The sequence below is a fragment of the Nitrospirota bacterium genome (genome assembly GCA_016219645.1).
In the GTDB taxonomy this organism is placed as follows: domain Bacteria; phylum Nitrospirota; class Nitrospiria; order Nitrospirales; family Nitrospiraceae; genus Palsa-1315.
This window is the reverse complement of the sequence record JACRLR010000016.1, coordinates 214785-238713: the sequence shown is the minus strand read 5'-3', so window position 1 is coordinate 238713 and position 23929 is coordinate 214785. Positions and strand designations below refer to the sequence as shown.

The 23929-nt window shown below is 55.7% G+C and carries 23 protein-coding genes and 1 pseudogene; 14 read left to right on the top strand and 10 right to left on the bottom strand.

From position 1 onward, the window contains the following. Positions 1-46: 46 nt before the first annotated feature. The 3 genes from HZB34_05460 to HZB34_05450 form a co-directional block, all read right to left on the bottom strand. Positions 47-2905, bottom strand: a complete 2859-nt coding sequence (locus tag HZB34_05460) for a filamentous hemagglutinin N-terminal domain-containing protein (protein ID MBI5315399.1) — start codon at positions 2903-2905, stop codon at positions 47-49. A gap of 161 nt (positions 2906-3066) precedes the next feature. Further along, complete coding sequence (locus tag HZB34_05455; protein ID MBI5315398.1) at positions 3067-4725, bottom strand: hypothetical protein; 1659 nt, start codon at positions 4723-4725, stop codon at positions 3067-3069. Between the two features lie 83 nt (positions 4726-4808). After that, positions 4809-5042 (bottom strand): hypothetical protein, encoded by a 234-nt coding sequence (locus tag HZB34_05450; GenBank protein ID MBI5315397.1) that lies wholly within the window; start codon positions 5040-5042, stop codon positions 4809-4811. 813 nt (positions 5043-5855) lie between these two features. Between HZB34_05450 and HZB34_05445 the strand changes: the two genes are divergently transcribed. The 3 genes from HZB34_05445 (at position 5856) to HZB34_05435 (ending at position 6855) form a co-directional block, all read left to right on the top strand. Next, complete coding sequence (locus HZB34_05445) at positions 5856-6080, top strand: DUF433 domain-containing protein (protein ID MBI5315396.1); 225 nt, start codon at positions 5856-5858, stop codon at positions 6078-6080. Positions 6081-6348: 268 nt separating this feature from the next. Beyond that, complete coding sequence (locus tag HZB34_05440) at positions 6349-6633, top strand: BrnT family toxin (GenBank protein ID MBI5315395.1); 285 nt, start codon at positions 6349-6351, stop codon at positions 6631-6633. A 3-nt stretch (positions 6634-6636) separates the two neighbouring features. Continuing rightward, entirely contained in the window at positions 6637-6855 is a 219-nt protein-coding gene (locus HZB34_05435; protein ID MBI5315394.1) for an antitoxin, read from the top strand. Between the two features lie 494 nt (positions 6856-7349). Here the strand turns inward: HZB34_05435 and HZB34_05430 are convergent, their stop codons facing one another. Together HZB34_05430 and HZB34_05425 are read right to left on the bottom strand one after the other, a co-directional pair. Then, positions 7350-7730: a response regulator gene (locus HZB34_05430; GenBank protein ID MBI5315393.1), complete on the bottom strand. Its 381-nt coding sequence runs from the start codon at positions 7728-7730 to the stop codon at positions 7350-7352. Between the two features lie 358 nt (positions 7731-8088). Then, the gene (locus HZB34_05425) at positions 8089-8475 is read right to left on the bottom strand and encodes a response regulator (GenBank protein ID MBI5315392.1); all 387 of its coding nucleotides are present in this window, start codon (positions 8473-8475) and stop codon (positions 8089-8091) included. Positions 8476-8898: 423 nt separating this feature from the next. Between HZB34_05425 and HZB34_05420 the strand changes: the two genes are divergently transcribed. The 4 genes from HZB34_05420 (at position 8899) to HZB34_05405 (ending at position 12293) form a co-directional block, all read left to right on the top strand. Further along, positions 8899-10230, top strand: a complete 1332-nt coding sequence (locus HZB34_05420) for a GAF domain-containing sensor histidine kinase (protein MBI5315391.1) — start codon at positions 8899-8901, stop codon at positions 10228-10230. Between the two features lie 49 nt (positions 10231-10279). Beyond that, complete coding sequence (locus HZB34_05415; protein MBI5315390.1) at positions 10280-11068, top strand: 3',5'-cyclic-nucleotide phosphodiesterase; 789 nt, start codon at positions 10280-10282, stop codon at positions 11066-11068. Positions 11069-11397: 329 nt separating this feature from the next. Continuing rightward, positions 11398-11661, top strand: a complete 264-nt coding sequence (locus HZB34_05410) for a type II toxin-antitoxin system Phd/YefM family antitoxin (GenBank protein ID MBI5315389.1) — start codon at positions 11398-11400, stop codon at positions 11659-11661. Next, positions 11658-12293 (top strand): PIN domain-containing protein, encoded by a 636-nt coding sequence (locus tag HZB34_05405; protein MBI5315388.1) that lies wholly within the window; start codon positions 11658-11660, stop codon positions 12291-12293. Before HZB34_05410 ends, HZB34_05405 begins: the two co-directional genes overlap by 4 nt. A 140-nt stretch (positions 12294-12433) precedes the next feature. Here the strand turns inward: HZB34_05405 and thpR are convergent, their stop codons facing one another. From thpR to HZB34_05390, 3 genes are all read right to left on the bottom strand, one after another. Beyond that, a complete protein-coding gene (thpR, locus tag HZB34_05400) occupies positions 12434-13078 on the bottom strand; it encodes an RNA 2',3'-cyclic phosphodiesterase (GenBank protein ID MBI5315387.1) in 645 nt (214 codons plus the stop codon). Beyond that, positions 13075-14376 (bottom strand): competence/damage-inducible protein A, encoded by a 1302-nt coding sequence (locus HZB34_05395; protein ID MBI5315386.1) that lies wholly within the window; start codon positions 14374-14376, stop codon positions 13075-13077. Before HZB34_05395 ends, thpR begins: the two co-directional genes overlap by 4 nt. A 102-nt stretch (positions 14377-14478) precedes the next feature. Beyond that, positions 14479-15060, bottom strand: coding sequence for a hypothetical protein (locus HZB34_05390; protein MBI5315385.1), 582 nt, complete (start codon positions 15058-15060; stop codon positions 14479-14481). 364 nt (positions 15061-15424) lie between these two features. Here HZB34_05390 and HZB34_05385 point away from each other — a divergent pair. The 4 genes and pseudogenes from HZB34_05385 (at position 15425) to HZB34_05370 (ending at position 18251) form a co-directional block, all read left to right on the top strand. Then, positions 15425-15862: pseudogene (locus tag HZB34_05385) on the top strand (chlorite dismutase family protein). Positions 15863-16130: 268 nt separating this feature from the next. After that, a complete protein-coding gene (locus HZB34_05380; GenBank protein ID MBI5315384.1) occupies positions 16131-16343 on the top strand; it encodes a hypothetical protein in 213 nt (70 codons plus the stop codon). 121 nt (positions 16344-16464) lie between these two features. Then, positions 16465-17655, top strand: coding sequence for a hypothetical protein (locus HZB34_05375; protein MBI5315383.1), 1191 nt, complete (start codon positions 16465-16467; stop codon positions 17653-17655). Between the two features lie 158 nt (positions 17656-17813). Then, positions 17814-18251 (top strand): hypothetical protein, encoded by a 438-nt coding sequence (locus tag HZB34_05370; protein MBI5315382.1) that lies wholly within the window; start codon positions 17814-17816, stop codon positions 18249-18251. Between the two features lie 106 nt (positions 18252-18357). Here the strand turns inward: HZB34_05370 and HZB34_05365 are convergent, their stop codons facing one another. Then, on the bottom strand, positions 18358-19221 hold the full coding sequence (locus HZB34_05365) for an SDR family oxidoreductase (protein ID MBI5315381.1): 864 nt from the start codon (positions 19219-19221) through the stop codon (positions 18358-18360). 317 nt (positions 19222-19538) lie between these two features. Between HZB34_05365 and HZB34_05360 the strand changes: the two genes are divergently transcribed. Genes HZB34_05360 through HZB34_05350 form a run of 3 tightly spaced genes read left to right on the top strand, consistent with a single transcriptional unit; the run spans position 19539 to position 22526 of the window. Continuing rightward, positions 19539-21089, top strand: coding sequence for a Ppx/GppA family phosphatase (locus HZB34_05360; GenBank protein ID MBI5315380.1), 1551 nt, complete (start codon positions 19539-19541; stop codon positions 21087-21089). After that, the gene (gene tmk, locus HZB34_05355; GenBank protein MBI5315379.1) at positions 21086-21835 is read left to right on the top strand and encodes a dTMP kinase; all 750 of its coding nucleotides are present in this window, start codon (positions 21086-21088) and stop codon (positions 21833-21835) included. Before HZB34_05360 ends, tmk begins: the two co-directional genes overlap by 4 nt. Further along, positions 21783-22526: a deoxynucleoside kinase gene (locus tag HZB34_05350; GenBank protein MBI5315378.1), complete on the top strand. Its 744-nt coding sequence runs from the start codon at positions 21783-21785 to the stop codon at positions 22524-22526. Before tmk ends, HZB34_05350 begins: the two co-directional genes overlap by 53 nt. On the opposite strand, the gene sixA is transcribed toward HZB34_05350, so the two are convergent. After that, the gene (gene sixA, locus HZB34_05345; GenBank protein MBI5315377.1) at positions 22523-23032 is read right to left on the bottom strand and encodes a phosphohistidine phosphatase SixA; all 510 of its coding nucleotides are present in this window, start codon (positions 23030-23032) and stop codon (positions 22523-22525) included. The genes HZB34_05350 and sixA overlap by 4 nt on opposite strands. Positions 23033-23929: the final 897 nt, after the last annotated feature.

Sequence of the window (23929 nt, the reverse complement as noted above, 5' to 3'; positions counted from 1 at the left end):
ACCAAACAAACCAAATGAACCAAAGAAACCAGACAAACTGCGCCTGTCACCAGTGACATGAGTCCCCAAGCTTTGCCAGTTGGATAGGCCTGGGGTCGTATTTCGGGAACAGGCCCGTGACAGGCGAGAGCTGAGTCTGTGGGTCCAGTCCAGAGAGGCGAGATCCAAGCAACTCGGCCGTCAACGATGGACTGGCTAAGAATCCACCTGGCTCCATCGGCAAGCCTTCACGAGCTGCGACCACAAAGGTGCTGAACTTGCCGTCTGCGGCCCGCGCCGCGCACTGTTGGGCCAGCAGAGCGGCCGCGCTGGAGAATTCCTGGGTCAACGCCGTCAGCTCTCCACCGACATTCTGCAGCGGCGACTGGATATTGACGACCCCGCTGATGCCGAGTTGTGAGGAGGCGTCGACCAGGCTGCTCGGGTCCGCCAGAAACACATTCGAGATGATGTTGATGTTGCCACCAGTTCCGGCAAAGGCCTGAGCCAGAATCTGGCTGTTTTGCAGAATCACGAATTGGGGATCAATCGAGATATCGCCGCCGGAAGTGTCCTCTTCACTCCCTGCCACAGAAGTGCTGATTTGGCTGTTCGTCAGCCGGATCATCTCCGGAGCGTTGACCGTAATCCGGCCTCCGCTGGCTTCGCTCGCCTCGGTTGTGATCGAACTGTTGTTCAACAATACGGTCGATCTGCTGTGAATGGCGATGTTTCCTGCATCACCGGCATCTGCCGCGATCCCCTTACTACTGCTGGTGATCTCTGCATGGTTATCCAGTGTCAGGCTGTCGACGTTCATTGTAATGTCACCGGCCCGACCGTTGCTGAAGGTTTCGCTTTGACTGTTGACGCTGGCGCCGTTCGTCAGACTCACGGCCCCGCCGTTCAGCACCACATCCCCTCCGCGACCGAAAATTCCGCTGAGAGTGCTCGTCACAATCGAACCACTGTCGAGAGCCAGCCTATTCGCCGAGATCGTCACATCGCCTGCATCTTGAGCGAATGACTGACTGAGGATCTGCCCGGTAGAAGAGAGCACGACCGAGTCGGCTGTGACCGTCACGTTCCCCGCCGGCCCTGTTGAAAAGATAGTCCCTGCAGCAATCACAGCCCCATTCGTGATCGTCAATGTCCCGGCATTGACGATCAGATCACCGGGCAAGCCAAGGGCCGAGTCTGAAACAATACCGGTGGTTTGGCCAGAGAGAACCACAGAACTGGCCCTGCTTCCCGATCCCTCCAGTCCCTGCACCGTCACAGTCCCGCCGGCTGCAGCGCCATCAACAGAACTACCGGTGCTACTCGTAATGGAGGCCCCACCGAGTATACTGAGCCGCTGGACCGCCACCACGATATCTCCGCCACGACCTGTGACATCCACAACCCCATCACTATCCAGATCAGTTTCAGTCACAGTGGTGGACGATCTGATGCTCGAAGCCTCATCCAGGTCCAAGGATGTGGCCGTAATAGAGATTCGCCCACCGTCCTCGCTAAGAGGCAGCGCTTCGCTGGTTATTCCACTCCCACCTGAAAGCACCACTGAGTCTGCCACTCCTCCCATTCCCAGTAGACCCTGAACCGTGACATTCCCGCCCGTTCCTCCAATGACATCCACCACTCCATCAAAATCCAGATCGATTCCAGTTGTATTGCTCAAAATCAGCGATCCACCAAGGAGGCTTAACGTTCCAACATTCAGGAAGAGATCTCCTCCCGATCCTGGCCCGGACGTGCCCGTGGCAATCAATGAAAAATCAGACAGTTGGACGTTCTTCGCCTCGATCACTACGTCGCCCCCCCGTCCGGATCCAGAAGTTCCCACAATGATGGCCGCGCCGTTGGAGAACGCGACATCCCGCGAAACTTGAATGTCGACAGCCGTATTTGCGCCATCCGCAGCACCAGCCGTATTGGCCACAATCGCTGAGGCATCCATCACCAACTGCCCCCCGCGCACAAAAACCGTCCCGCTATTCCCATTGCCGGCAGGATTTCCAAAGTCGTCAAACTGACCGCCTACGTCCAGTAGCGCGCCTTCTTGAATCGTCACAGCCCCCATCGAAGTAAATGAATCAGTTTGGAAGGTGGGTACAAGAACCTCGCCAGGCGAAGCAACGGACAGCAGATTTATTTGGCCGCCCGGCGCACGAAGGCTGGCGGCTTGAGGCGTACCGTCCAGGAGCGTGCCGGCCTGTATGATAATGTCTCCCCCTACCAAGGACAATTCTTGTCCTTCCGGAACTTGGAGCATGCTGCCTTGGACCGTAATAGGAGCAGGCAGTTCAGAACCCAAAAACCCAAAGGCTGTTACCGGCGCGACATCGAGCAGGTCTAACGATGCCGGAGTTGCAAACATGTCAAAGAGTGCTGGTTGGTTCTCGAATCGCAGATAGTCGGCTGTGCTGAAACTCACCGACCCTCCCACGTCGATATGAGCATTGGGCCCCAGCAATACGCCGGACGGATTGACGAGCCACAGATTGGCTGTGCCGAAATTCATGGGATTCCCTGGGTCGGATAAAAAGTTCGTCTGTACCGTTCCATCGATTGTCGAGACCTCTCCCCCAACGACACGACCAAAGATGTTGGTGGTCGGGCGTTGCATGTCATTGATGAAATGCGCCGTGTCGCCCGAACCGAGCGTGAAGAAGTCGAAGCTATGAAACAGATTGGTGCCGTTTCCCGGCCTGGTCCCGCCCGTGATTTCCGTGACGGTTCCGACCTGGTTCACATCGGTGCCGAGATCAAGTGAACCGGTCGTGGTGGGCGTGATGTTCGTCGCTATCTGGGCATACGTGGGATCAGGAGTGTGGAGGACAAGCACGCACGTCGGGAGGAAAGCCCACAGGAAAGTCTTCCATATGGAATCAGGAGGGCGCAGCCTCACTCTGTGCTCATCCATTCTATTTCTCGTTCGAGACAGGGGAGAGCAGCAACAACTGCTCTCCCCATGACTGAGAGAACCGTCTCCTGTTCGTGCCTGACAGAGCCCACGGAGTTATATACCGAGTCTCACTGCAATTGCGACAGGGGCCTCACGATGGAACCGGAGGCTCTCCGTACTCAATCAATCACCGGCGGCTGGCAAACTCCTTGAGTTCCTTCAGTAATATAGCCTTCAACGGAGGAATTTCCGCTGTTAAGGTCATTCCAGCCCCACAAATAGCGACTATCCACGGTCAAGCGGTTCTCGTAACCACCGGAGTTGTTCGGCTCATTATCGCAGGTTGGACACGTGAGGAGAGATCCCCAGTTCGCATACATCCCGGTTGACCCATTGTTCCAAAAGATGCCTTCGTCATTGATCCACTGCCAATTGCCGCTCGGCTCAGCAGATTCACCTGGTTGTGTTCCTCCAATCCAGTAATCTTGAGTGCCTTCAAGTCCGCTGGGATCAGGTAGCAGGGCATTGATAATCGCCTGTTCAGCCTCCGAAGTGATGGTGGCCAAGTGGCAGTCTTCCCTTATACTTGCGGCCGCAGTTCTTGCCCCCTCCCAAGTCAAGCCGGGGCTGCTGATCACAGCGTAATAATGAGGCGGCGCGGGCTCCCCCTCCGCTCCGCCGCTCGCCGCAAACGCCACCTGATCGAGCGCGGCAGCAGTGGCAATATCTAAGTTGACAAGCGTCGCTCCTCCACAGTTCGGATCTACCGTGTTTACCACGGCGAGAAACGCCTCGATCTTGTCGATAAATGCGCTGAGGCGAGGATTGGGGTGTGTGCTCTCCCACCAGTTTAGAAATTTCACAAGCTTCGTCAAAAATGCAATTTGCTTCTGTTGTTTGGCAGTGAGCGTGGCATCGCAGTTCGCTCCAAACGCATCCCCACCGTTTACCAGCACAAATGAATCCGGCCCCTTCAATGTGACCGTCATGGTTTGGGTAATGGTCGGTTTGCATACATCGGTGGTATCTAAGTTACCGCCGTTGAGATCGCAGACGAATGACGGATAGGTTGGATTCACCTGACCCAGGGTTGTATTCGTGAGTCCGTTGAAACTCACGATGGCTGTAGTGGGGCCCGCTACAGTAAAACTCAGCGGCTGGGTATTGGCGACTGAACCAGCAGGGCTTAAAATGTTTCTGTTCGTAAGGGCGGGGCTAAATGTTCCCGTCCCCGGGAATGTCACCGAATTACCGATGTTATTGCATACGCCAGTCGTTGTAAATCCGGTACAGGCACCCGCCGTAGTCGGCCCTGCACGGAACTCGCCGCCGGCCCTTATGGCCCAAACATACGTCCCCTTATTGTTCACATTGGCAGCGGAGTCAAATATATTGGACATGGCTATGGTCAACACGTGCGTTTCGTTGGCGTTGGCAGCAGCGGAACCCCAGTTCGTCACCGCTGGTATGAATTGCACCCCGATTAACGAAAATTTATCGCTGCCAGCGTTGTCGCCCACTCTCAGTCGCGCCGTGGCGCCCGGGGCATTCCGGACATTATATGACCGGTTAACCGCAGCGCCGGCGCCGGCGACGGTAAGGGCCGTGTTAATCGCGTAGCAGTGAGTATAGCCCAGAGTCAGTTCAGTCGTTGTACAGGCCGAGGATGTGTTCGTTGTGCTTAGGATTGAGGCTGGGGTTCCGTTATCGACCTTGAGTGTGACAGTCGGCGGCAGGGCTTCCGACGGAAGCGGCGTCATCAGTCCTCCGAAAACTCCCCCAATCAGCAGAGTCGACACAAGCCCGATTCGCTGTACAAATTTCCGTGGATACCTCATAAGTACCTCCTGTGTGGATCTAAAAAAGTCATTCCCCTATTAAGCAACCACGCTATCCCAATTTCGCAGTCAACGCCTTCGTCTTATTCCAATAAACCACCAGCACGGGCCCAGTCTTGCTCGATCAATTCCATTGCACGAGCCCGGACCCGTTCTTCATCATTCACATAGGCCAGGATCAAGGGATCGATCGATCCAATAGGAGCAAACATCACCCAGGCGTCCAGAGCCTTGAGCCTGGTGCCAACATCCGACGAGGAAAGGTCCTTGGCAATCCATGCTGGTACGACTAAGTCGTCTATTGGGTTTGCCGGCATTCGGGGTGTCCCCTGCCCAGGCAGGGAGCCTGTCCTATTTTCTGAAGCAAGGGGAGCAGGGCTTGCTGTCGCGGAACTTCCGGACGAGGCGAGGAGATCGGTTCGTGGTGGCTGGTTCTTCTGAGACAAGGGCGGCTCGCCATCAGAGGAAGCCGGTCCACAGCCAGCCAAGCCTGCAAGGAACATCAGACTCATGAGCAGGATCAGACGAGGGCTGATATGAAGCAGAGACGGTCGTGATGGGCGCATGCCTTCAGACCCTTCAGGTGACGTAGTAATTGAAAACGTCACTGGTGAGAATACAAGATAGAAACCCAGGCTCCCGATCGTGAATCTGCACATCTTCTATCGATATGCACTGCGCGGTTTATACTCCCATCCCGATTCCCATAACAATACCCACAGATGAGTCCCCCCCGAATGAGGGGGGGGGCCTGGGGAGGCGGGAAGGGCCAAATGGGCGAGACGGGCGAGAAAGGCGCGAAAAGCGGGACAAGCGAAACAGTTTTGAGTTCTGGGTTCTGAGTTAGAGGCGGGGGGGGGGCGGGACGGGCGAAATGAAGCCGGTTCTGAGTTTTGAGTATAAGAAGCGGGACATTCTGAATTCTGTCTATCGCCTGCCTATCGTCTGACAGAAGAAGACCGGAATGTCCTCATTTCTTGTACGGGCACAACCCAGACTCCTAGTCCAGGGGATGTTCGCTGGGGTAGTAGCTAAACGACCGAGTTTTCACTAGACTTACCTCCCAGCCTGGGGATCGAAATTCATTCGGTAAATATGTAGGCGACGGATTTGCTCAAGAGGTTTTCATCATGGCTGAACTCGCAGAACGCATCACTGTGAATCCTGCACAGTGCGGAGGGCGACCCTGCATTCGTGGGATGCGGATTCGGGTGATTGACGTCCTGGATCTTCTCGCCGCAGGGCTCACTCAGCAACAAGTCCTCAAAGAGCTGCCGGATCTCGAAGCAGAAGACATCCCGGCGTGCCTTCGTTTTGCCAGCAGTCGGCTTGATCATCCCATCCTCGCAGCGTGAAGATCTGGATCGACGCGTAGATTTCTCCTGAGATCGCCCAGTGGTTCATTTTGACGCATGGCTTGAAGCCATACCAGTCAAGGACTTGAAAGGAAGAAACGGGGCCGGGAGTCTTTCCTCATTGCGGCCTGCCCTGCCTGTGGTGCCTGTCCTGCTTGTGGTGAGCCTAGTTGAACCGAGCAAAGTCGAAGGGCGCGCTTTAACCCCGCTGTGACGGCTCCGTCGGAACGCTATTGCGCGACCGCTCGCGCATATGTACACTGTACATATGCTTGAATTGCGGTTCGAGTGGGACGAGGCTAAGAATCGCCAAAACATCAAGAAGCATGGCATCTCATTCGAGGAAGCCCAGACGGTGTTTCTCGACGACTCGGCCATTCGATTCTTTGACCCGGACCATTCAGATAACGAAGATCGATTCATCATGCTTGGCATTAGCGTTAAATTGCGAGTCCTGGTCGTCTGCCACTGCTATAGGGAAAGTGATCATGTCATTCGGATTATTTCGGCCCGAAAGGCGACTCGCCAGGAAGCCACACATTACGGGAGGTGACCCATGAGAACCGAATATGATTTCTCGAAGATGAAGGGAGCACGAAATCCCTATCGGGGTCTATTAAAACAGTCGATTACAATCCGATTGGATCGGGCCACGATCGGATACTTCAAAGGGCTGGCGGCAGAACTTAATATGCCCTACCAGCACTTGATTAACCTGTACCTCAGAGACTGTGCCGTGAACCAGAAGAAGCTCGCGCTGAAATGGGCCTCCTAGGCAAGGATTCTGCACACTTTGCTCATTCCGGACCTTTCTTTCCCCTCCCGTCAAGATTTTTCTTTTCGTCCCATGAGGGAGGAGCCGTGCCGATTTTCACTGCGCGCTCCATTTCTATTTTATATTATCTTTCAAGGGTAGCCTGGTCGATCCTCGATTGCGCGCGACCTTCTCACCCGCCCACCCACTGGCACGCCAAGACGTGCCAGTAACCCAGGCGAGCACCATCTAACGAATTGACCTGTCCAAGCTTGCCTGTTTTTTTCTCTTGGAAGGACACCCCTGTTGGTCTACGTGCGGCCGTCGAACGAGGCCCTTCTCAGGGCGCGCGTTCCGCGAGCAGGAGGACGACCAGGTCACCCTCCCTCTGCCGGCGGACTTCTTCAGCATCCTGCTAGGGGGGAAATGGGAAGGGTGGGACAGACGAGAACAAAGGGACAGGCACCCTCCTCAGCCCAGAGGCGACGGAGGGGCCAGTCCCTCTTGTCTTTCAATTACCCGGCCTTGACGGCATTCTTCAGGGCGCTCAACAACTGCTCTTGGTTAATCGGTTTTGGAAGGAATTCCACACCGGCTGCCTTGAACATGTTGGAGGCTTTCTCCAGCTTTGGTGATCCACTCAGCACAATGATCGGACAGGTGGGGTATTGGGAACGATAATAGGGAATCACGATGATCTCGTTGATCTTCGGCATATTGAGATCGGTCACAATCGCACTCAAGGGCACCTGACTACGTGTTGATTTCACCAAGGCGACTCCTGCCTCTGGATCTTCGGCTTCATCCACATCGTATCCTGCCTTCGTTAAGATAAGGCGCACGGATGTTCGCACGTCCGACTCATCGTCCACGATAAGCACTCTCCCTAGACTCATAATGCCTCCCCTCTGTATTAGGCCCTTAGCAGGATGCTGAAAAAGTCCGCCAGCTTCGTTCTCGCATCGCTCAGAGGCTCAACGTACCGCAAGGGTACGCCTCGCTTCTTCGCTCGCTGCGGCCTTGCTGAACGGCCTTTTTAAGCATCCTGCGTGGTGTACTCCTACTCTCCCAGACGTGCAGACCAACGACCCCTCTCTGTATCCACAGAGTTTTCCCAAAAGCCCTTGGTCCTCCGCCTCCAGCCATCAGCGGCTATCAGGTATCACGGGATAACGATATATGCCTATCCCCTCAAATGAGGGGGGTGGCTCCCAGGATGCGCGAGAGATACGAGACGTGCCGCCGCGTGGCGGCCTACCCGATCAGCGTCTGTTCACCGATTGCCCGCCTGACTGCATCCAACAACGTATCTGCCCTGCCAGGCTTGATGAGATAATCGACTACACCTTGTTTGAACAGTGCCGCAGCTCCCTGGACATCGGGATACCCGGTCAGTACGATGACGGGAACGGTCGGAAGCTGCTGCCGGATGAATGCGATGAACTCGTGCCCGCTCACTTTGGGAAGGTTAATGTCACAGATAATTGCTTGGGCTGAGAAGCCGGAGGGATAGGATTGGATCATGGCGATGGCTTCTTCGCCATCAGCCGCCTCGATTACTTCGTAGCCACCTTGTTTCAGCACAAGGCTGACTACTTGCCTGACATGCTCTTCATCATCAACTATAAGCACTCGCGCCATAGACATGCTCGTACTCGCAATGCCACTGTCTGGTCTGTCTGGTCTGTTCGGTCTATCTGGTTTGTCTGGTCCGGTCCAAACTTAGGACCTGACAGACTGAATAGACAAGATAGACCCCTGCGCCTGCACATTTTGTCTGAAACGTATACTCTTCCGACGCCACGCTGACTATCCCCTCAAATGGACTCCCCTCGTTTGAGTCTATTCACTCCGGTCCGACAACCGAGTATAGTGTCGACGCAAAATACCTCGCGAGATGAGCCTGAGGGGTCTGTCTAGTCTCTCTGGTCTATCTGGGTGGTCAGGTTAGTTTCGTTCATTCAAACACACGAGACAGACTGAACAGACGAGATAGACCGAACAGACCAGATAGACCGGACAGACTAGATAGACCAGAGAGACCGAATAGACCAAACAGACCAGATGGATAAGAAGGACAACCCATTGACAGAACAAGTTGTGCCGAAGGAACGGCGTGCGGCTCCACGCCGTGAAGACGACCGGCGAAGGGTGAGGAAGGATCGGGAGCTTGAAGCAGCGCGCCGTATCAGCGAAGCCCTGTTTGAACATTTGACGCCGGATGAGCTGGTGGCGAAAGCTCTCCGCACGGCACTTGACGTGGTGCAGGCAGAAAGCGGATCGATTCTCCTCGCAGATCCGGCCTCACAACAACTCATCTTTCGCCATTCCATCGGAGAAAGCCCCGTGAAGGCTGGGACTGCGATTCCCTGGGGTCAGGGAATCGCCGGGTCTGTCTTTCAGTCCGGTACTCCTCTCGTGGTGCGTGACGTCAAGCATGACCCTCGCCACAGTTCCACGATCGATGAATTGACCAAGCACACTACACACGACATGATTGCCATCCCTCTGAAACGGTGGGAAGGCGAGCCCATCGGCGTGCTCGAGGTTCTCAATAAACGGGGAGGATTGCTCGACGACGACGATGTCGCGATTTTGAGCATCGTGTCCGCGATCACGGCATCGTCGATCGAACAGGCCCGGCTCTACCACGAGGCAAAACTGGCAGAGGTGGTACGGTTACTCGGTGATATCAGTCATGACATCAAGAATCTCCTGATGCCCGTGGTGGTCGGGGCAGAACTGATGCACGGCGAGCTCAAGGACTTGTGGGGAGACACCATCGCGAAGGGAGACGCCCAGGCCAAGAAAAGTTTCGAACGGTTTAACGAAGTGGTCGGGATGGTAGAGAACTCCTCACGCCGGATGCAGGACCGGGTAAAGGAAATCAGCGATTGCGTGAAGGGACTCAGCACGCCCCCGGATTTCGCTCCTTGCCGGATCGACAAAGTCATCACGGAAGTGGTGGACACATTGAAGTGGTGGTCCAGCCAGAAGGGGGTCTCGATTCACACCTCCGGGCTCGGCCGAACGCCGAACCTCGTGGCCGATGAGCGGCGGCTGTTCAACGCCCTGTATAATCTCGTCAACAATGCGATTCCTGAGGTGCAGCCCGGAGGCATGATTACTGTGTCGGCCAGGGAAGAACCGGTCGGAGTTGCACTCAATGTGACCATAGAAGATACGGGCAAAGGCATGCCTCCTGAGGTCCGGGACTCACTTTTTACAGCGGCTGCAAAAAGCAGCAAGCATGGCGGGACAGGATTAGGCACCAAGATTGTGAAAGACGTGGTCGATGCCCACCATGGCAAGATTACCGTGGAGAGCGAGCTAGGAGTCGGGACAACGTTCCATATCTACTTACCCCTTAAGCCTCCGGGGATCTCTCCCACGTAAGTAAGAATATCGGCAGCCAGCCGTTTCTCGTTTGGATCAGAGTCAGCAGATGCAAATACAAGTCTTAGGGTGTCACGGTGCCGATCAGCTCGTCGGCGGAACCGGCGGACTGGTACGCCAAGAGACTTGTGGATTTCTCATTGATCGCTCCCTGTTGCTGGATGCCGGCACGATCGGAACCAGACTTTCTCTCGTAGAGCAACAACACATTCGATATGTGCTCCTCAGCCACCTCCATTTCGATCACATCAAGAGCCTGCCGACATTGGCCGACAACCTCGCAGAGGAGTTCGATGAGCCGGTGGTCGTGGCGGCGGCTGATTCGGTGATCCAAGGGTTACGGGATCATGTGTTTAACGGCAGACTGTATCCGGATTTTTTCGCCTTGCCGAATCGGAACCGTCCGGTCTTGCAGGCACAAGTGCTCAAACCCGGTGAAACGGTGACACTCGGTCATCTCGAAGTCACACCGGTGGAGGTCAACCATACGGTGCCCACCGTGGGATACATCGTGAAGGACCGGCAGGCATCGTTGCTCTATAGCGGCGACACCTATACCACGGAAGAAATCTGGCGCCTGGGCCGGACCATCCCGGAGCTGAAAGCGGCGTTCATCGAGTCCTCCTTCCCCAACAAGCTCGCGGCCCTGAGCAAACAGAGCAAACATCTCACACCGTCACTCTTCGCTGCCGAGTGGCAGAAACTACAGAACGACCACGTACCAGTCTATGCGTACCATCTCAAGCCGCCATACAAGGACCAAATCCTACGCGAGCTTCGCGAATTACAGATCCCCGGCTTAAAGGTCCTTGAAGAAGGCCAAACCCTCACGATATAGCAGGCTGCTGATAAAGTCCGCCAGCTCTCCGGAACGTTGAGGTTTAGGCTAAGGTTAAGGCGGAGATGGAAAGAGTTTGGTCTTTGCTCAACCTTGACCTCAACCTCAGCCTTCTTCAGACGCTGCGGCCTTGCTGGACAGCCTTTCTCAACAGCCTACTAGCACGCATGACGTACGCGGGACATGGGGGAAGCGAAGTTCTGAGTTTTGAGTTCTGGGTTCTGAGTTTTTAGCCTTTAGCCTTCGGACTTCACCCAAGCGAGCGAAGCGTGCCGTTGCGCATCTTGCCATGTCTTGCTTTCATGACCAGACATGACTAATATGTGACCATGAATACCGTCAAGATTGCCGATCTGAAGAGCCGGTTGAGCGAGCATCTCCGAAAGGTTCGCGCGGGCCGATCCATGACGATCTTGGATCGCGACCACCCCATTGCGCGGCTTGTGCCGATTGAAAAAACGGGGAGGACCTTAACCGTTCGCCCTCCTCTCGTCTCTGCTCCGAAGCTCCAACGCGTGCCGTTGCCTCCGCCGCTTCGCCTCCGCAAGGATATCCTCGCGTTTCTGAGCGAGGAACGACAGGATGAGCGGTGATCGCCTACCTCGATTCGTCGGTTTTGCTTCGCGTGATTCTCGGCCAGCGCAATGCGCTGAAGGAATGGCGATCCATTGAACAGGGTGTGGCCTCCGCGCTGGTCGAGGTGGAATGCCTGCGCACACTGGACCGCGTCCGGTTGGCTGAAGAGTTCGATGACGCCGACGTGGCCGCCCGGCGTGAAGCCGTCTATCGATTGATCGAAGCGATGGAGATAGTGGAGCTGACGGGGCCTGTGTTGTCTCGAGCCTCACAGCCGCTCCCGACCGCTCTCGGAACCTTGGATGCGCTGCATGCACCTTGCGACCGCACTGTTGTGGCGGGAACACACCGCTGCCGAGCTTGTCATGGCAACGCACGACGAAGCTCTTGCCACGGCTGCCATGGCCAGCGGCTTCCGCGTGATCGGGGTGTAAAGAATCTGCGCCGCTTCCCCCTTGACCTTTCCACTCCCAAGAATAGCGGGTGGCACCGATCTGGGAGCCGATTGGTCTCCAACTGCGCGTGTTATCCCAACCCGTATTTGACTTCCAAGGGTAGCCTGGTCGATCCTCTATTGCGCGCGACCTTCTCACCCGCCCACCCATTGGCACGCCAAGACGTGCCATTAACCCAGGCGAGCACCATCTAACGAATTGACCTGTCCAAGCTTGCCTGTTTTTCTCTCTTGGAAGGACACCCCTGTTGGTCTACCTGCGGCCGTCGAACGAGGCCCTTCTCAGGGCGCGCGTTCCGGGAGCACAGGATCAACAGGGGTGTCCTTCCATCCCCTTATCGTGCGCGTTCCGCGAGCAAGGAGGACACCTGGCCGCCCCAAAGTCGCACCTCCCACAGCTTCGTATAGATCGAACCGGTCGGCTTCAATTCACTCCTCATGAGTGCGACCGATCCCATCACCAATGTTCCGATTGCAAGCGGACGATCCAGCACTCCGCTCCTGGCCAACGCGACTCCAACCTGCCGTTCTCCCACTCTGATTCGCGCCAGGGTCAGATGAGGGCTGAAGGGTTTCGTCTCGCGAAGAAAACCCAAGTCGTCACAGGTCTGCTCGATCGTGCCATGGATCTCTGCGATTCGTCCCGCCTCTGTCCCCCGCTCCCAGGCTTCCGATGGTCCGACCCACAGGACGCGCGGGCTGTGGGGACGAGGAAATCCGCCGAGCCGTTCAAGCGGCACATCCACAGCGCTGTGACGGCCGAGCGTCTGCTCAAGCGCAACACGGAGCGGATCGATCATCTGCTCATCCATGTCGCCAAGGAATTTGGCAGTCAGATGAAGCGACAGGGGCTGCACCCACGAAATGCGCGTGACGCCCTTCATCTCCGGCTCAATAGTACGCTTCAACTCCTGTTGGAGAGCGGCAAGAGCGGCCCGCAGTTCTTGAGAGAGTTCGACAGCAAGGAAGGTTCGGATCACACTAAAACTTTCCCGAGTAACCACCGGCGAAGAAGGTCCAGTGCGGCTTGCGAGGACCGGTGTTTGATGACATTCCGGTCGCCGTGAAACCGGAATTCCCGCGTGATCGGCCTGCCGGTTCCATCATCCAACCCGATATAGACCAGCCCGACCGGCTTCGTCTCGGTCCCGCCGCCCGGCCCGGCAATGCCTGTGACACTGAGTCCGACCGATACGCGGGCACGCTCGCGCATCCCGCAGGCCATCGCCGCTGCGACCTCCCTGCTCACCGCTCCATATTGCGCAATCAATGCCTCAGGCACTCCCAGCATCTCGGTCTTTGCCTGATTGCTGTAGCACACGGCGCCACGATCCACATAGGCAGATGAACCAGCCACCTGCGTAAGCCGATGGCCGATCAGTCCGCCGGTGCAGGATTCCGCTACCGCCAGCGTGAGTCCCCGTGTTGTGAGTTCCCGCCCGACGACCTCTTCCATCGTGTCACGCCCCTCGGCAAAGAGCCACTCGTTGAGCCGTGAGCGGACACCGTTCGCCAGCTTCTCCAACAGATCGTGATTCTTCCCCTTCGCCGTTGGGATTCCCTTCGTCGTCAGTGAGACCAGGACACCCATCGGCGATGCGAGCAACCCCAGATCAACCGGCATGCGTTTCGAAATGAGCCCCTGTAATTTGGCATCGATATCCGCTTCAGCCAGGCCGAAGGTATGGAACACCTGCCGAACGATCGCGGTTCCCGGCTGCCTGCCTGACGATTCGCGTGCAGCACGCAACAGCGGCAACACTTCCTGCCGCATCATCGCTTCCATTTCCGACGGTACGCCAGGCAAGCAGATGATCAACGCCCTCTTCCATGTCAGACAGAATCCCGGCGCAGAACCGACCGGATTCTTCAGTACGGTGGCTCCGGACGGAATCATTGCCTGGCGCAACTGTGCGGTGCTTGGGGTGCGCCCCCACTGCGCAAGTCTGGCCGTCATCCCATCCAGCGCTTCCTTGCGACGACCGAGCCGATGTCCGGTCGCGTAGGCCACCGCTTCTCTCGTGCAATCGTCCACGGTGGGACCGAGTCCGCCGGTCATCACGATCACCTGCGCTCTCTTCGCGGCTGTGTGAATCGCTGTGACGATATCCTGCCGGTCATCACCGACAACCGATTTGAATCGAACGGCAATCCCAAGCAGGCCAAGTTCGTCGGCGAGAAAGAGAGAGTTGGAATCGGATCGGCCCCCGATCAACAGTTCGCTGCCGATCGCGATGATTTCTGCATGAATCTGGTCCATCTGGTCTATTTGGTTCATTTGGTTTGTTTGGTTTGTTTGGTTGATTTAGTTCATCCGGTTAGTCCGGCTCACCCAACCAAATAAACAAAACAAACCAAAGAAACCAAAAAAAACAATCCGTTAGTGGATCTTGGAAAAATCGACATGAAAACTCACCTCTCCTCCGTTTGCCGGAAAGACCGTGATGGTCGTGTTGGCGCTGGGATCGAAGTCAGCATAGTTGAACGAGGCAATCACTTTCGCCTTGAATCTTGGGCTTTCCGGCCAGGCCGCACTGCGATCGGCAAACCCGTCGAAGCGGACGGTGACAGGCTTGATGGTTTTTCCTCCCTGGTCGAACACCATATAACTGTCCACCGCAAAGTTCGGGACATTTCCGAAGATGACCGTGCTGACCAGTATGGTCTGGCCTCCCAGCACTTGCATGATCTCGGCCTCGCTCGGCTGACTCCCCCGGAGAGCCATATGCGTCGCCATGACCGAAAGCCCACCCAGCTTCGTGACCAAAAATCCGCTGGGATGCAGTTCATCAGTCGCGCCGAATCGAACGTAAAACGTATCCGGAGGACTCCGCTTTTCAGCCGCCTCTTTCCCCTGATTGAGTGCCGCCTGAATCTGTTCCGCGGAGGGACGCACGTCGATGGCATGGGCCGGCACAGCAAGAAGGCCACTCAACGCAACCACGCCCACACACAGTAGCATTGTCCTCTGTCTAGCTCGCATAATTCACGAAGCCCTCGATTGCACATTCATCATTTACCATCTACCATTCACCATTCCCGATACGTCCCACATGATCATGCCAGTACCAGATCACTTTTCCCCTGTCAATGAACCGCCCGACCCCTCTTCATGGTTCATCAGTCTTGTTTCGTTCATGGAGTGGTGGGGTTCGACGGTCTTCTGAGGTTGACAATAACAAAGGCAGGATGATAGAAGACCAAGCTGCTACTGAGCCGGCAGGAATACACGAATAATCACAGTTGCCGCCCTTCTCAAGAAGTACTACGGAGGAGTTTCGATGGCTACCCCTGAACAGACCCCAGCGCCCCAAGCCCCTAAACGTCAATATGTGAAGAGCACGCCCTACTCGTATCTCTCGATCACCAAGCGCTCAGTCTACGTGGATCATCACACCCACGAAAATCAAGAGGGCAAACGTCTGACCGTCGTGCCGGGAAAAGCCAAGTACATTTTCGTCTACCCGTTCCTGAAGACGCGCGAATGGTTCCTGCTCACGAAGGCAGCGCGGCAAGGCATGATGGACGAGCATATCGAAGTCGGCCATCGCTTCCCCTCGGTGAAGCTGAACACGAGCTATTCCTTCGGGTTGGATGATCAGGAATGGGTCGTGGCCTTTGAGAGCGATAAGCCGGAAGATTTCCTGGATCTCGTGATGGCGCTGCGCGAAACCGAGGGCTCACGCTATACGTTGCGCGATACGCCGATCTTCACCTGCATTCGCAAGAGCCTCAAGGAAACGCTCGACACGCTCGGCGGCTGATCTGGTTTATTTTGGATGAGCTGGTTTGTTTGGTTCATTTAGTTGGTCTAGTTAAACCAACTAACGAGAAAACCTAACAAACCAGATAGACCACAGATGGCCGCTGATCCATGCTTCGTGTTTCACTGCTCCGCTCAGCGGCTGATTCCTCGCTTTGACAGCCAATTCCCCCGTATGATACTGGTTGATCTGGTTTGTTTGGTTCCTCTGGCCTGTCTGATCCAACCAAATAAACCAAACAAACCAGATCAACCAAAGAACCCTGCGAATGGCTGACAACAACGCGGTCTACGCAATCCGCTTTCCCGACGGGTCCGTGAGCCTATACATCGATGAGGACTATGCGATTGAGCGGGGGGTAGATCCGGCCAAGCTCACGCGAGTTGAAATTCCACGGGACCTGTTCGTCAGCGGAACGGTCCAAGAAGTTCGTGAATACGTCGCACTCTATCTGGAATCGCACCATTCCGGCACGGCGTAACAAAACCGGTTTATTTGGTTGATCTGGTTTGTTTAGTTGGTTTGGTTCGAAGAACGAAAGACATCAGACAAACCAAAGCAACCAGATGAACCAAACAAACTAAATCAACGAGATCGACTCCATGGCTCCCATCGCCTCACCACCCTCACTCCTCACTGTTGAGATGATCCGATCCGTCATCGATGCCTTGCCCGTACAAGGGCGGATCATGCTTCGACTGTTACTACTCCAATACTTAGACGTCACAGACGAGGACATCCTCTACATCGTGGCTGATCAACCTGATCCCCGTTGCGTCGCCGGCACGAAGCCCACCAACAGCACGCCGACCAAAGAAGCGATCAAGGTTGTCACAGACCGGCGGGACCAGTACCGCCGACAGATGCGGCTCAAGCGGGAACGGACCTGGTTGCAGTGCGACAGTCTGCGGAGGCTCGCGGGTCTCCGGGAGGCCTTCGCAAACCGAGCCCATATTATCCTCGCCGAGCGATTCTCCCTCTCCGCCGACAGACTTGACGCCTTGCGCGCCTCCGCCAGAACCGTGCTGCCCAAGCCGGCAATTCTCCGGTTGGAACAGAGCTGGGATGCCGGTGATCTCACGGCGGAGGACTATCAACTGCAACGGCTCAGCATCGAATTCCAGACCCAACTCCGCATGGCTGAAAAATATCGCAAACGACTCGACCTGGCGGAACGGGAGCGGCACACCGCGATTTCCACACCCCTACAGGATCACGAAATCGGACATATCTGGGGCATTCCAGCCGGCAGCCTCGCCGCCCGCAAAGTGAAGTACCTGACGCAATATCTCCATAACCTCCAGGCCACCATACAGAGCGGCGCTGCAGCGACGGCAACGGCGCCATTGGACTTATGGAAAGACACGTTCTCCGCACTTGCGGCGCAGCCCATCGAACGTTCGCTCGCAACGTACGACGGGTTGGAAAAAACCGAGTCCGCACTGATCGATAAATTGACGGCGCTTGTCTTGGGGAATCTTCCTGAAGAGGTCGAAGTCAAATTCTTGACCTCGCTCATCCTCGGAGCCAGCTCCAATGCCATGCTTTCAGAGATCACGAGAACGTTGTTCGGGCTACAGCGGCTCACCACCATTCTCAACGACATGGATCTTTCGCCTGAGGCCATCGATGAAGAACTACTCAAGAGGACCGCGGCTAAACCCAAGCTGGAAATAGGCGCACCGGCAGACTCCGCCGAACCTCCGCCGAAAGAATTGACTGAAATGCAGGCTCAGATCCTCAACAGTCTCAGGGGAGAAGATGCGAGTGGAAGATCGTCCGATAAGTGGTAGCGTTCTTCGTAAAGCGGCATTTGGAATGTTGAATGATGAATGTGTAATTGTCGGAATCGGAATCGGATTCGATTCGATGTTCTCAGAACATTCAACACTCAAAATTCATCACTTACCATTCGACAGTTCAACAGATTGAGGTATAATACTTCCACATCATGGCCAAACTGTCGAGCATCCAGCCATCGCTTCAGCATTACCGAATCGCTCGCGCCCTTATTCTTTTAATCCCCTTACTCGCCTTCATCTCTGTACCATTGCCTGTTGACGCATCCGGCCTTCAGGAAATCACCGAGATCCTCTCCCATCCCGAGCAGTACGACCGACAAGAAGTGATGGTGACCGGCCAGGTGACCAACATACAACTCGCAACGAATCGGGAAGGCCAACCGGCCTATGGGTTTCTCTTGAAGAGCCAAGCCGGCACCCTGAAAGTCATCAGCCTCGGTCAGGTCGACGTCCGGGAGGGAGATCAAGTGATTGTGGAAGGAGTCTTCTCACACCATCGTCAGTCAGGACGCGTGATTATCTATAACGAAATCAAAGCCCTCTCGATTAAGCCTTTGAATCGCCTCACCCCCGACCTCGTTGGCTAAACTGGTTGCTCTGGTTTGTTTGGTTCATTTGGTTTGTTTGGTTGATCTGGTTAGTTTCGTTCGACCCAAAAACCAAACAAACGAAACAAACCAAAAAAACCTTCTGTTAACCTCTGCTGGGATATTTCAGGGCCCACGTGAGCAGTCTATCCTGAACTCGATCCGGCAACCACTTCACCATCCAGGCGCGCAGCTTCGCATCCGTGCCGACAAGGTAACGGGTGTGGGGACGAGATGCTGTCAAAGCATGATGCACCGCTCGAACCACTGCGTCTGTTGGAATCGCCCGTCGAGCCGCTTGAGCAACCCCTTCGCGAATGCGCGCGACCGCTTCGCCATAGAGGGCCATCGCTTCTTCGGCAGCCGCTGCTTCGAGTTCCCCGGCCATCATGCCAGATTTCTCCCAAATCGGCGTTGCGATCGCCCCCGGTTCGATAATTGACACATGGATCCCCCAGGGCTGCAGTTCCATTCTTAACGCATCTGTCAGCGCCTCCAACGCGAACTTCGAGGCAGAATAGGGCCCTAACAATGGAATGGTGCCTCGCCCGGCAATCGACCCCATGTTTACAATTCGACCGCGGCCACGGCGGAGCAACGGCAGAAACGCCTGCGTGACAGCGACCTGCCCGATCACGTTGACCTCAAGCTGTTTCCGGAGCAACGACAAAGAAATCACTTCGAGGGGGCTACCGACGGCAATCCCGGCATTATTGACGAGTCCCCCAAGGCCACCCTCGCCCACAACCTGTTGCACTACTTTGAGCGATCGCGCAATTGACGGCTCATCCGTGACGTCCAGCGTGATGGGGATCAGTAACGGGCCACCCTTCGCGGCAAGCGCCTCCCCAGCCCGAGGGTCCCGCACCCCCGCAAATACCGTCATCCCGCGACCAACACAATCGAGTGCGCAGGCGGCGCCAATGCCGGTCGAGGCACCGGTCACAACAACTGACATGGGAGAGGTCATTTGGTTTGTTTGGTCCATTTGGTTTGTTTGGTTCCTCCGATTGCCCTGGTTCAACCAAATAACAAAACAAACCAAAGAAACCAAATAAACAAGAAAGTGAGAGTACCACGGCCACATGAAAGAACGCAGCCTGCTAAAATGTCGCCAAGAATTAACCTTGCCGCCCTTGACAGGCCAAGGCCCTTCTCATTATGGTCTCTGAACGTAACTACTCAAGTAGAGTAGGCTGAAGGGGTTTAGACTGAAGGGTTCGGAGCTCCGCCTTCAGCCTAATAGCCTTCAGTCTTCAGCCTAATCACCTGAATCTTTCCTATTCTATGGCCAAGATTGCCGTCATCGATATCGGAACGAACTCCATCCATATGGTGCTGGCTGAGATCCAGCCGGATGGAGGCTATAAGATCCTCGATCGTTTCAAAGACATGACGCGGCTCGGAAACGGCGCCTTCATGACTCACCGCCTGTCCGACGAAGCGATGACGCGCGGGCTCGACGTCATTCGCAATCTCGTCACCCTGGCCAAGAACAAGGGCTACGACCGCATCATCGCAGTCGCAACCAGTGCTGTGCGCGAGGCCAAAAACGGGGGAGACTTTATTGATCTCGTAGCCGAACAGACAGGCCTGGCCATTCGCGTCATCAGCGGCACAGAAGAGGCCAGACTGATTTTTCTGGGGGTTAAAAATAACGTCCCCATGACAGAACAACCGACGCTCTCCGTGGATGTCGGCGGCGGATCGGTCGAACTGATGGTCGGAAACCGTGACCAGCTCCTCCACACAAAGAGCCTGAAGATCGGCGCCATCCGGCTGGCGGATGAATTCCTCAAACGCACGCCTCCTTCCAAGCGAATGCTTCGCTCACTCGAAGACCGGGTGACGATCCAGTTACAAGGCGCCCTCGAGTCGTTCAAGACGAAACGATTCGACTCCCTGATCGCCACTTCCGGGATGGCAAGTAACCTGGCTGAAGTCATTCATCTGCGCCGAACGAATCGCCCGCTCCCCCAAATCAATCTCGCCACGATTTCATTGAAAGACGTGAAAGAGATTGAGCAGGTCCTCCGGCAATCGACCATTAAAGCCAGGCTGGCGATCCGCGGCTTGGACCCCAAGCGCGTCGACACCCTGTTCCCTGCCACCGTCGTCCTTCGCCGCCTGATGGAACTGTCAGAACGAGACGAACTGATCCTCTGTGACAAGGCCATCCGTGAAGGCGTCATCTACGATTTTATCCATCGTCACCGTGAACGACTCAAAGCAGAAGCGGAAATTCCCGACTTGCGGCGGCGCAATGTCGTGGCGCTGGCCCGTCGCTGTCACGCCCCGGAAGCCCACAGCCTCCATGTCGCCGGCCTGGCCCTGCGCCTCTTCGACCAGACGGCACGCCTCCATCGTTTGGGACCTACCGAGCGGACCTGGCTTGAATACGCCGCGATTCTGCATGACGTCGGCTACCTCATCAATGAGCGCCAGCACCACAAACACGCCTACTATCTGATCACCAACAGCGATATCGGAGGATTATCCGGCGGGGAAGTACAGATCATCGCGAATGTGGCCCGGTACCACCGGCGCGCAGTCCCGCACCAGAAGCACGAAGGGTTCGACCTCCTCTCTCCCAAATACCAGCGCATCGTGCGGATTCTGTCTGCGCTGCTTCGGATCGCCGACGGCCTGGACCGGACGCATTTTTCCGTCGTTCGTACCCTCGATGTGAGACTTGGCGCCACCGTCACCATCACCGTACACGTGACGGGCGATGCGGAGCTGGAAACCTGGGCCGCCGCAGGCCGGGCGGACCTCTTTGAACGGGTATTTCGCCGCCATCTTAAGTTCTCGGTCATCTCGCAGGAAGAGGCCACATGAGCGAACAGCCCCCTCTCGCCAAGCCGCCCCACCCCTACCCTGGAAAACTGATCATTGTCGAGGGCATTGACGGGTCCGGGAAGAGCACACAACTGCTGTTGTTGCATAAGTGGCTGGAGTCGAAAGGCCATCGAGTCTTCTTCACGGAGTGGAACTCCTCCGAGCTGGTCAAAGACACGACGAAACGAGGAAAGAAGAACAAGAGCCTGACGCCGACAACGTTCAGCCTGCTGCACGCGACCGACTTTGCGAGCCGGCTCTATCATCAGATCTTACCCCCGCTCAAAGCCGGCATGATCGTCCTGGCAGACCGCTACATGTATACCGCCTTCGCGCGTGACGTGGTCCGCGGCGTGTCGCCTGAATGGATTCGCAAGCTCTACAGCTTCGCCATCACACCGGATATGGCCTTCTACTTCAGGGTCCCGATCGAGGTGGCCATCTCACGGCTCCTCGGAGGTACGCGCGGGCAACTCAAGTACTACGAAGCCGGTATGGACCTGAACTTAAACCCGGACGTCACCGAAAGCTTCCGGATCTTCCAATCAAGCATCCTGGCTCAGTACGACAAAATCGTCGAGGAGTTTCAGCTCATCACGATGGACGCGACAAAAGAAATCGAATCCCAGCAGAACGACATGCGCCGGCTCGTGGGAGAGGCGCTCAAAGAGTACAAACCGCGACGGGGGACCCATGGTCGACGCACGGTATTTTGGCGACGGTTTGACGTACCTAAATCCGAGTGACCTCAAGGGGAAACTCATCGCCATCGAAGGCACCGATGGTGTCGGCCGCTCCACCCACATCGAGATGTTGCAAGAGTGGCTGGAGGTGCAGGGCTACGGGGTGATCACCACCGGTTGGACCAGGTCCAACCTCATGTCGAAGACGATCGAAATGGCTAAGGAAGGGAACATTCTCGACCGGTGGTCCTTCAGCCTGCTGTACGCCACCGACTTTGCCGATCGCCTGGAACATCAGATCATTCCCGCCCTTCGATCCGGCTTTATCGTCCTGGCTGATCGCTATATTTACACCGCCTTCGCTCGCGATGTCGTCCGAAGCCACGATTACAAATGGATCAGAGACGTGTTCGGATTCGCCCTTGTGCCGGATCTTGTGTGCTACTTGCGCATCGACGTGGAAACGCTCGCATTGCGCGTCATTGAAACAAAAGCGATGAACTATTGGGAATCGGGCATGGATCTTCGGCTGGGAAACGATCTCTATGATAGCTTCAAGAAATACCAATCGCTGTTGATCAAGGAATTTGACAAAATGGCGGAAGAGTTTCACTTCGAGGTGATCGATGCCAGAAAATCGCCGGATGAGATTCAAGCTGAACTGCGCGGTAAGATCCAGCCGCTGCTCACCCCATACCTCAGAAGTCAGGAGCTGCCCTCCGACCACGTGACCCAACCAGCGCCGGCCCCCTAGGCTGGTCTGTTTGGTCTGTCTCGCAAGAGAGAGGGGGGCAGCCACCAACGAAGGACGCCCCGGCCTGGCTTTACCGGGACCGACAGCTCGATCAGACAGGCGCCGGCTTTCTTAAAGGGAAAGGCCTCCGAGGGTTTTCCGGCGAGCAACACCGCCGCGACCATTCCCAAGTGGGGTTCATGCCCGACACAAAGCACGCAGGATTCCGGCGGCAGATCGTGAAGGATCGAGAGGAGCCTATCGGGAGGCGCATTCGGCACGAGTGCATCGACAATTTGCACTGCAGAGCGCACTTGTAGGGAGCGGTGCACAATCTTCGCCGTCTCAAGCGCCCGGATCAGGGGACTCGACCAGACCAGGGTTGGCTGCACATCGAGCCGGCTCAAGCCAGCCGCCACCTCACGCACTCGCTGCTTGCCCTTCTCCGTCAGTGGGCGATCCCCATCCGTCCCTTTCCATTCATCACGCTCTACCGCAATGCCATGCCGCAACAGGATACAGTCCATCGTTCCTGGTTTGTTTGGTTGATTTGGTTTGTTTAGTTCATTTGGTTCGAAGAACCAAGTGTTTCTCTATGGTACCAGATAGTCTGTTGAAATACGTCACGCAAAAAATACACTGCACTGCTCCACCCGCACCGACCACTGGCCTGTCTGGTTTATCCGGTTCGTCTGATTGAACCAAACAAACAAAACAAACCAAATAAACAAGTCTGGTCCCGCTATTCTCACCGTGCACTGCATCCATTCTGATTCTCTCTCAATCAAAACCGATTCAGTCCTCAGCCGAAGAATTTCACCGACAAAACAATCTCGTCACAGCCCTCACATGCACGTCGAACAAACAATTCAAACGGTTAGCATAAAAAGTCCTCGACGCTTTCATGCAACAATCATCTGGCATATCGCTTGCTCAATGAGTATCACGACAAATGACCCTACAGCAGGGAGCGAATCATGCAGAATGTTGTCTATGCCATTTCACTCGGCTCAATTCCCATCCTGGCAATCATCATCTGTTTCGTCGTCGCCTGGATTTGGGGTGACTGATCGATCTGGTCTGTTTGGTTCTTTTGGTTTGTTTGGTCTGTCTTGTTTATCTGGTCGAATCAGACCAAAAGGTTCTATGGTCGAAGGCTGAAGGCCGAAGGGCAGACAACCCAGAGCTCCTCCCTCTTCCATTCCTCACTCCTAATTCCACATTTCACATTTCTCGTGTCCCATTCCTCATTTCACATTTCACATTTCCAATACCTCTCTCGCCGTGCCCTGAATCCATTCTGATTCAGCGAGAATCAAATCCGATCCAGTATTGGGGTGAATACGCATGTGCTAAGAGCAGCGCCGGCTCCTCCAAGTACACGAAACACCCAATGAATTAATGGAAACAGCTACAAGCCACTG

Coding starts and splice junctions, on each gene's coding strand:
- HZB34_05440 (MBI5315395.1), top strand. CDS start 6,349: ATGCTTGAATTGCGGTTCGAGTGGGACGAGGCTAAGAATCGCCAAAAC.
- HZB34_05375 (MBI5315383.1), top strand. CDS start 16,465: ATGGCTCCCATCGCCTCACCACCCTCACTCCTCACTGTTGAGATGATC.
- HZB34_05380 (MBI5315384.1), top strand. CDS start 16,131: ATGGCTGACAACAACGCGGTCTACGCAATCCGCTTTCCCGACGGGTCC.
- tmk (MBI5315379.1), top strand. CDS start 21,086: ATGAGCGAACAGCCCCCTCTCGCCAAGCCGCCCCACCCCTACCCTGGA.
- HZB34_05460 (MBI5315399.1), bottom strand. CDS start 2,905: ATGGATGAGCACAGAGTGAGGCTGCGCCCTCCTGATTCCATATGGAAG.
- HZB34_05445 (MBI5315396.1), top strand. CDS start 5,856: ATGGCTGAACTCGCAGAACGCATCACTGTGAATCCTGCACAGTGCGGA.
- HZB34_05420 (MBI5315391.1), top strand. CDS start 8,899: ATGGATAAGAAGGACAACCCATTGACAGAACAAGTTGTGCCGAAGGAA.
- HZB34_05450 (MBI5315397.1), bottom strand. CDS start 5,042: ATGCCGGCAAACCCAATAGACGACTTAGTCGTACCAGCATGGATTGCC.
- HZB34_05370 (MBI5315382.1), top strand. CDS start 17,814: ATGGCCAAACTGTCGAGCATCCAGCCATCGCTTCAGCATTACCGAATC.
- HZB34_05435 (MBI5315394.1), top strand. CDS start 6,637: ATGAGAACCGAATATGATTTCTCGAAGATGAAGGGAGCACGAAATCCC.
- HZB34_05350 (MBI5315378.1), top strand. CDS start 21,783: ATGGTCGACGCACGGTATTTTGGCGACGGTTTGACGTACCTAAATCCG.
- sixA (MBI5315377.1), bottom strand. CDS start 23,032: ATGGACTGTATCCTGTTGCGGCATGGCATTGCGGTAGAGCGTGATGAA.
- HZB34_05410 (MBI5315389.1), top strand. CDS start 11,398: ATGAATACCGTCAAGATTGCCGATCTGAAGAGCCGGTTGAGCGAGCAT.
- HZB34_05415 (MBI5315390.1), top strand. CDS start 10,280: ATGCAAATACAAGTCTTAGGGTGTCACGGTGCCGATCAGCTCGTCGGC.
- HZB34_05365 (MBI5315381.1), bottom strand. CDS start 19,221: ATGACCTCTCCCATGTCAGTTGTTGTGACCGGTGCCTCGACCGGCATT.
- HZB34_05425 (MBI5315392.1), bottom strand. CDS start 8,475: ATGGCGCGAGTGCTTATAGTTGATGATGAAGAGCATGTCAGGCAAGTA.
- HZB34_05395 (MBI5315386.1), bottom strand. CDS start 14,376: ATGAACCAAATAGACCAGATGGACCAGATTCATGCAGAAATCATCGCG.
- HZB34_05390 (MBI5315385.1), bottom strand. CDS start 15,060: ATGCTACTGTGTGTGGGCGTGGTTGCGTTGAGTGGCCTTCTTGCTGTG.
- HZB34_05430 (MBI5315393.1), bottom strand. CDS start 7,730: ATGAGTCTAGGGAGAGTGCTTATCGTGGACGATGAGTCGGACGTGCGA.
- HZB34_05455 (MBI5315398.1), bottom strand. CDS start 4,725: ATGAGGTATCCACGGAAATTTGTACAGCGAATCGGGCTTGTGTCGACT.
- HZB34_05360 (MBI5315380.1), top strand. CDS start 19,539: ATGGCCAAGATTGCCGTCATCGATATCGGAACGAACTCCATCCATATG.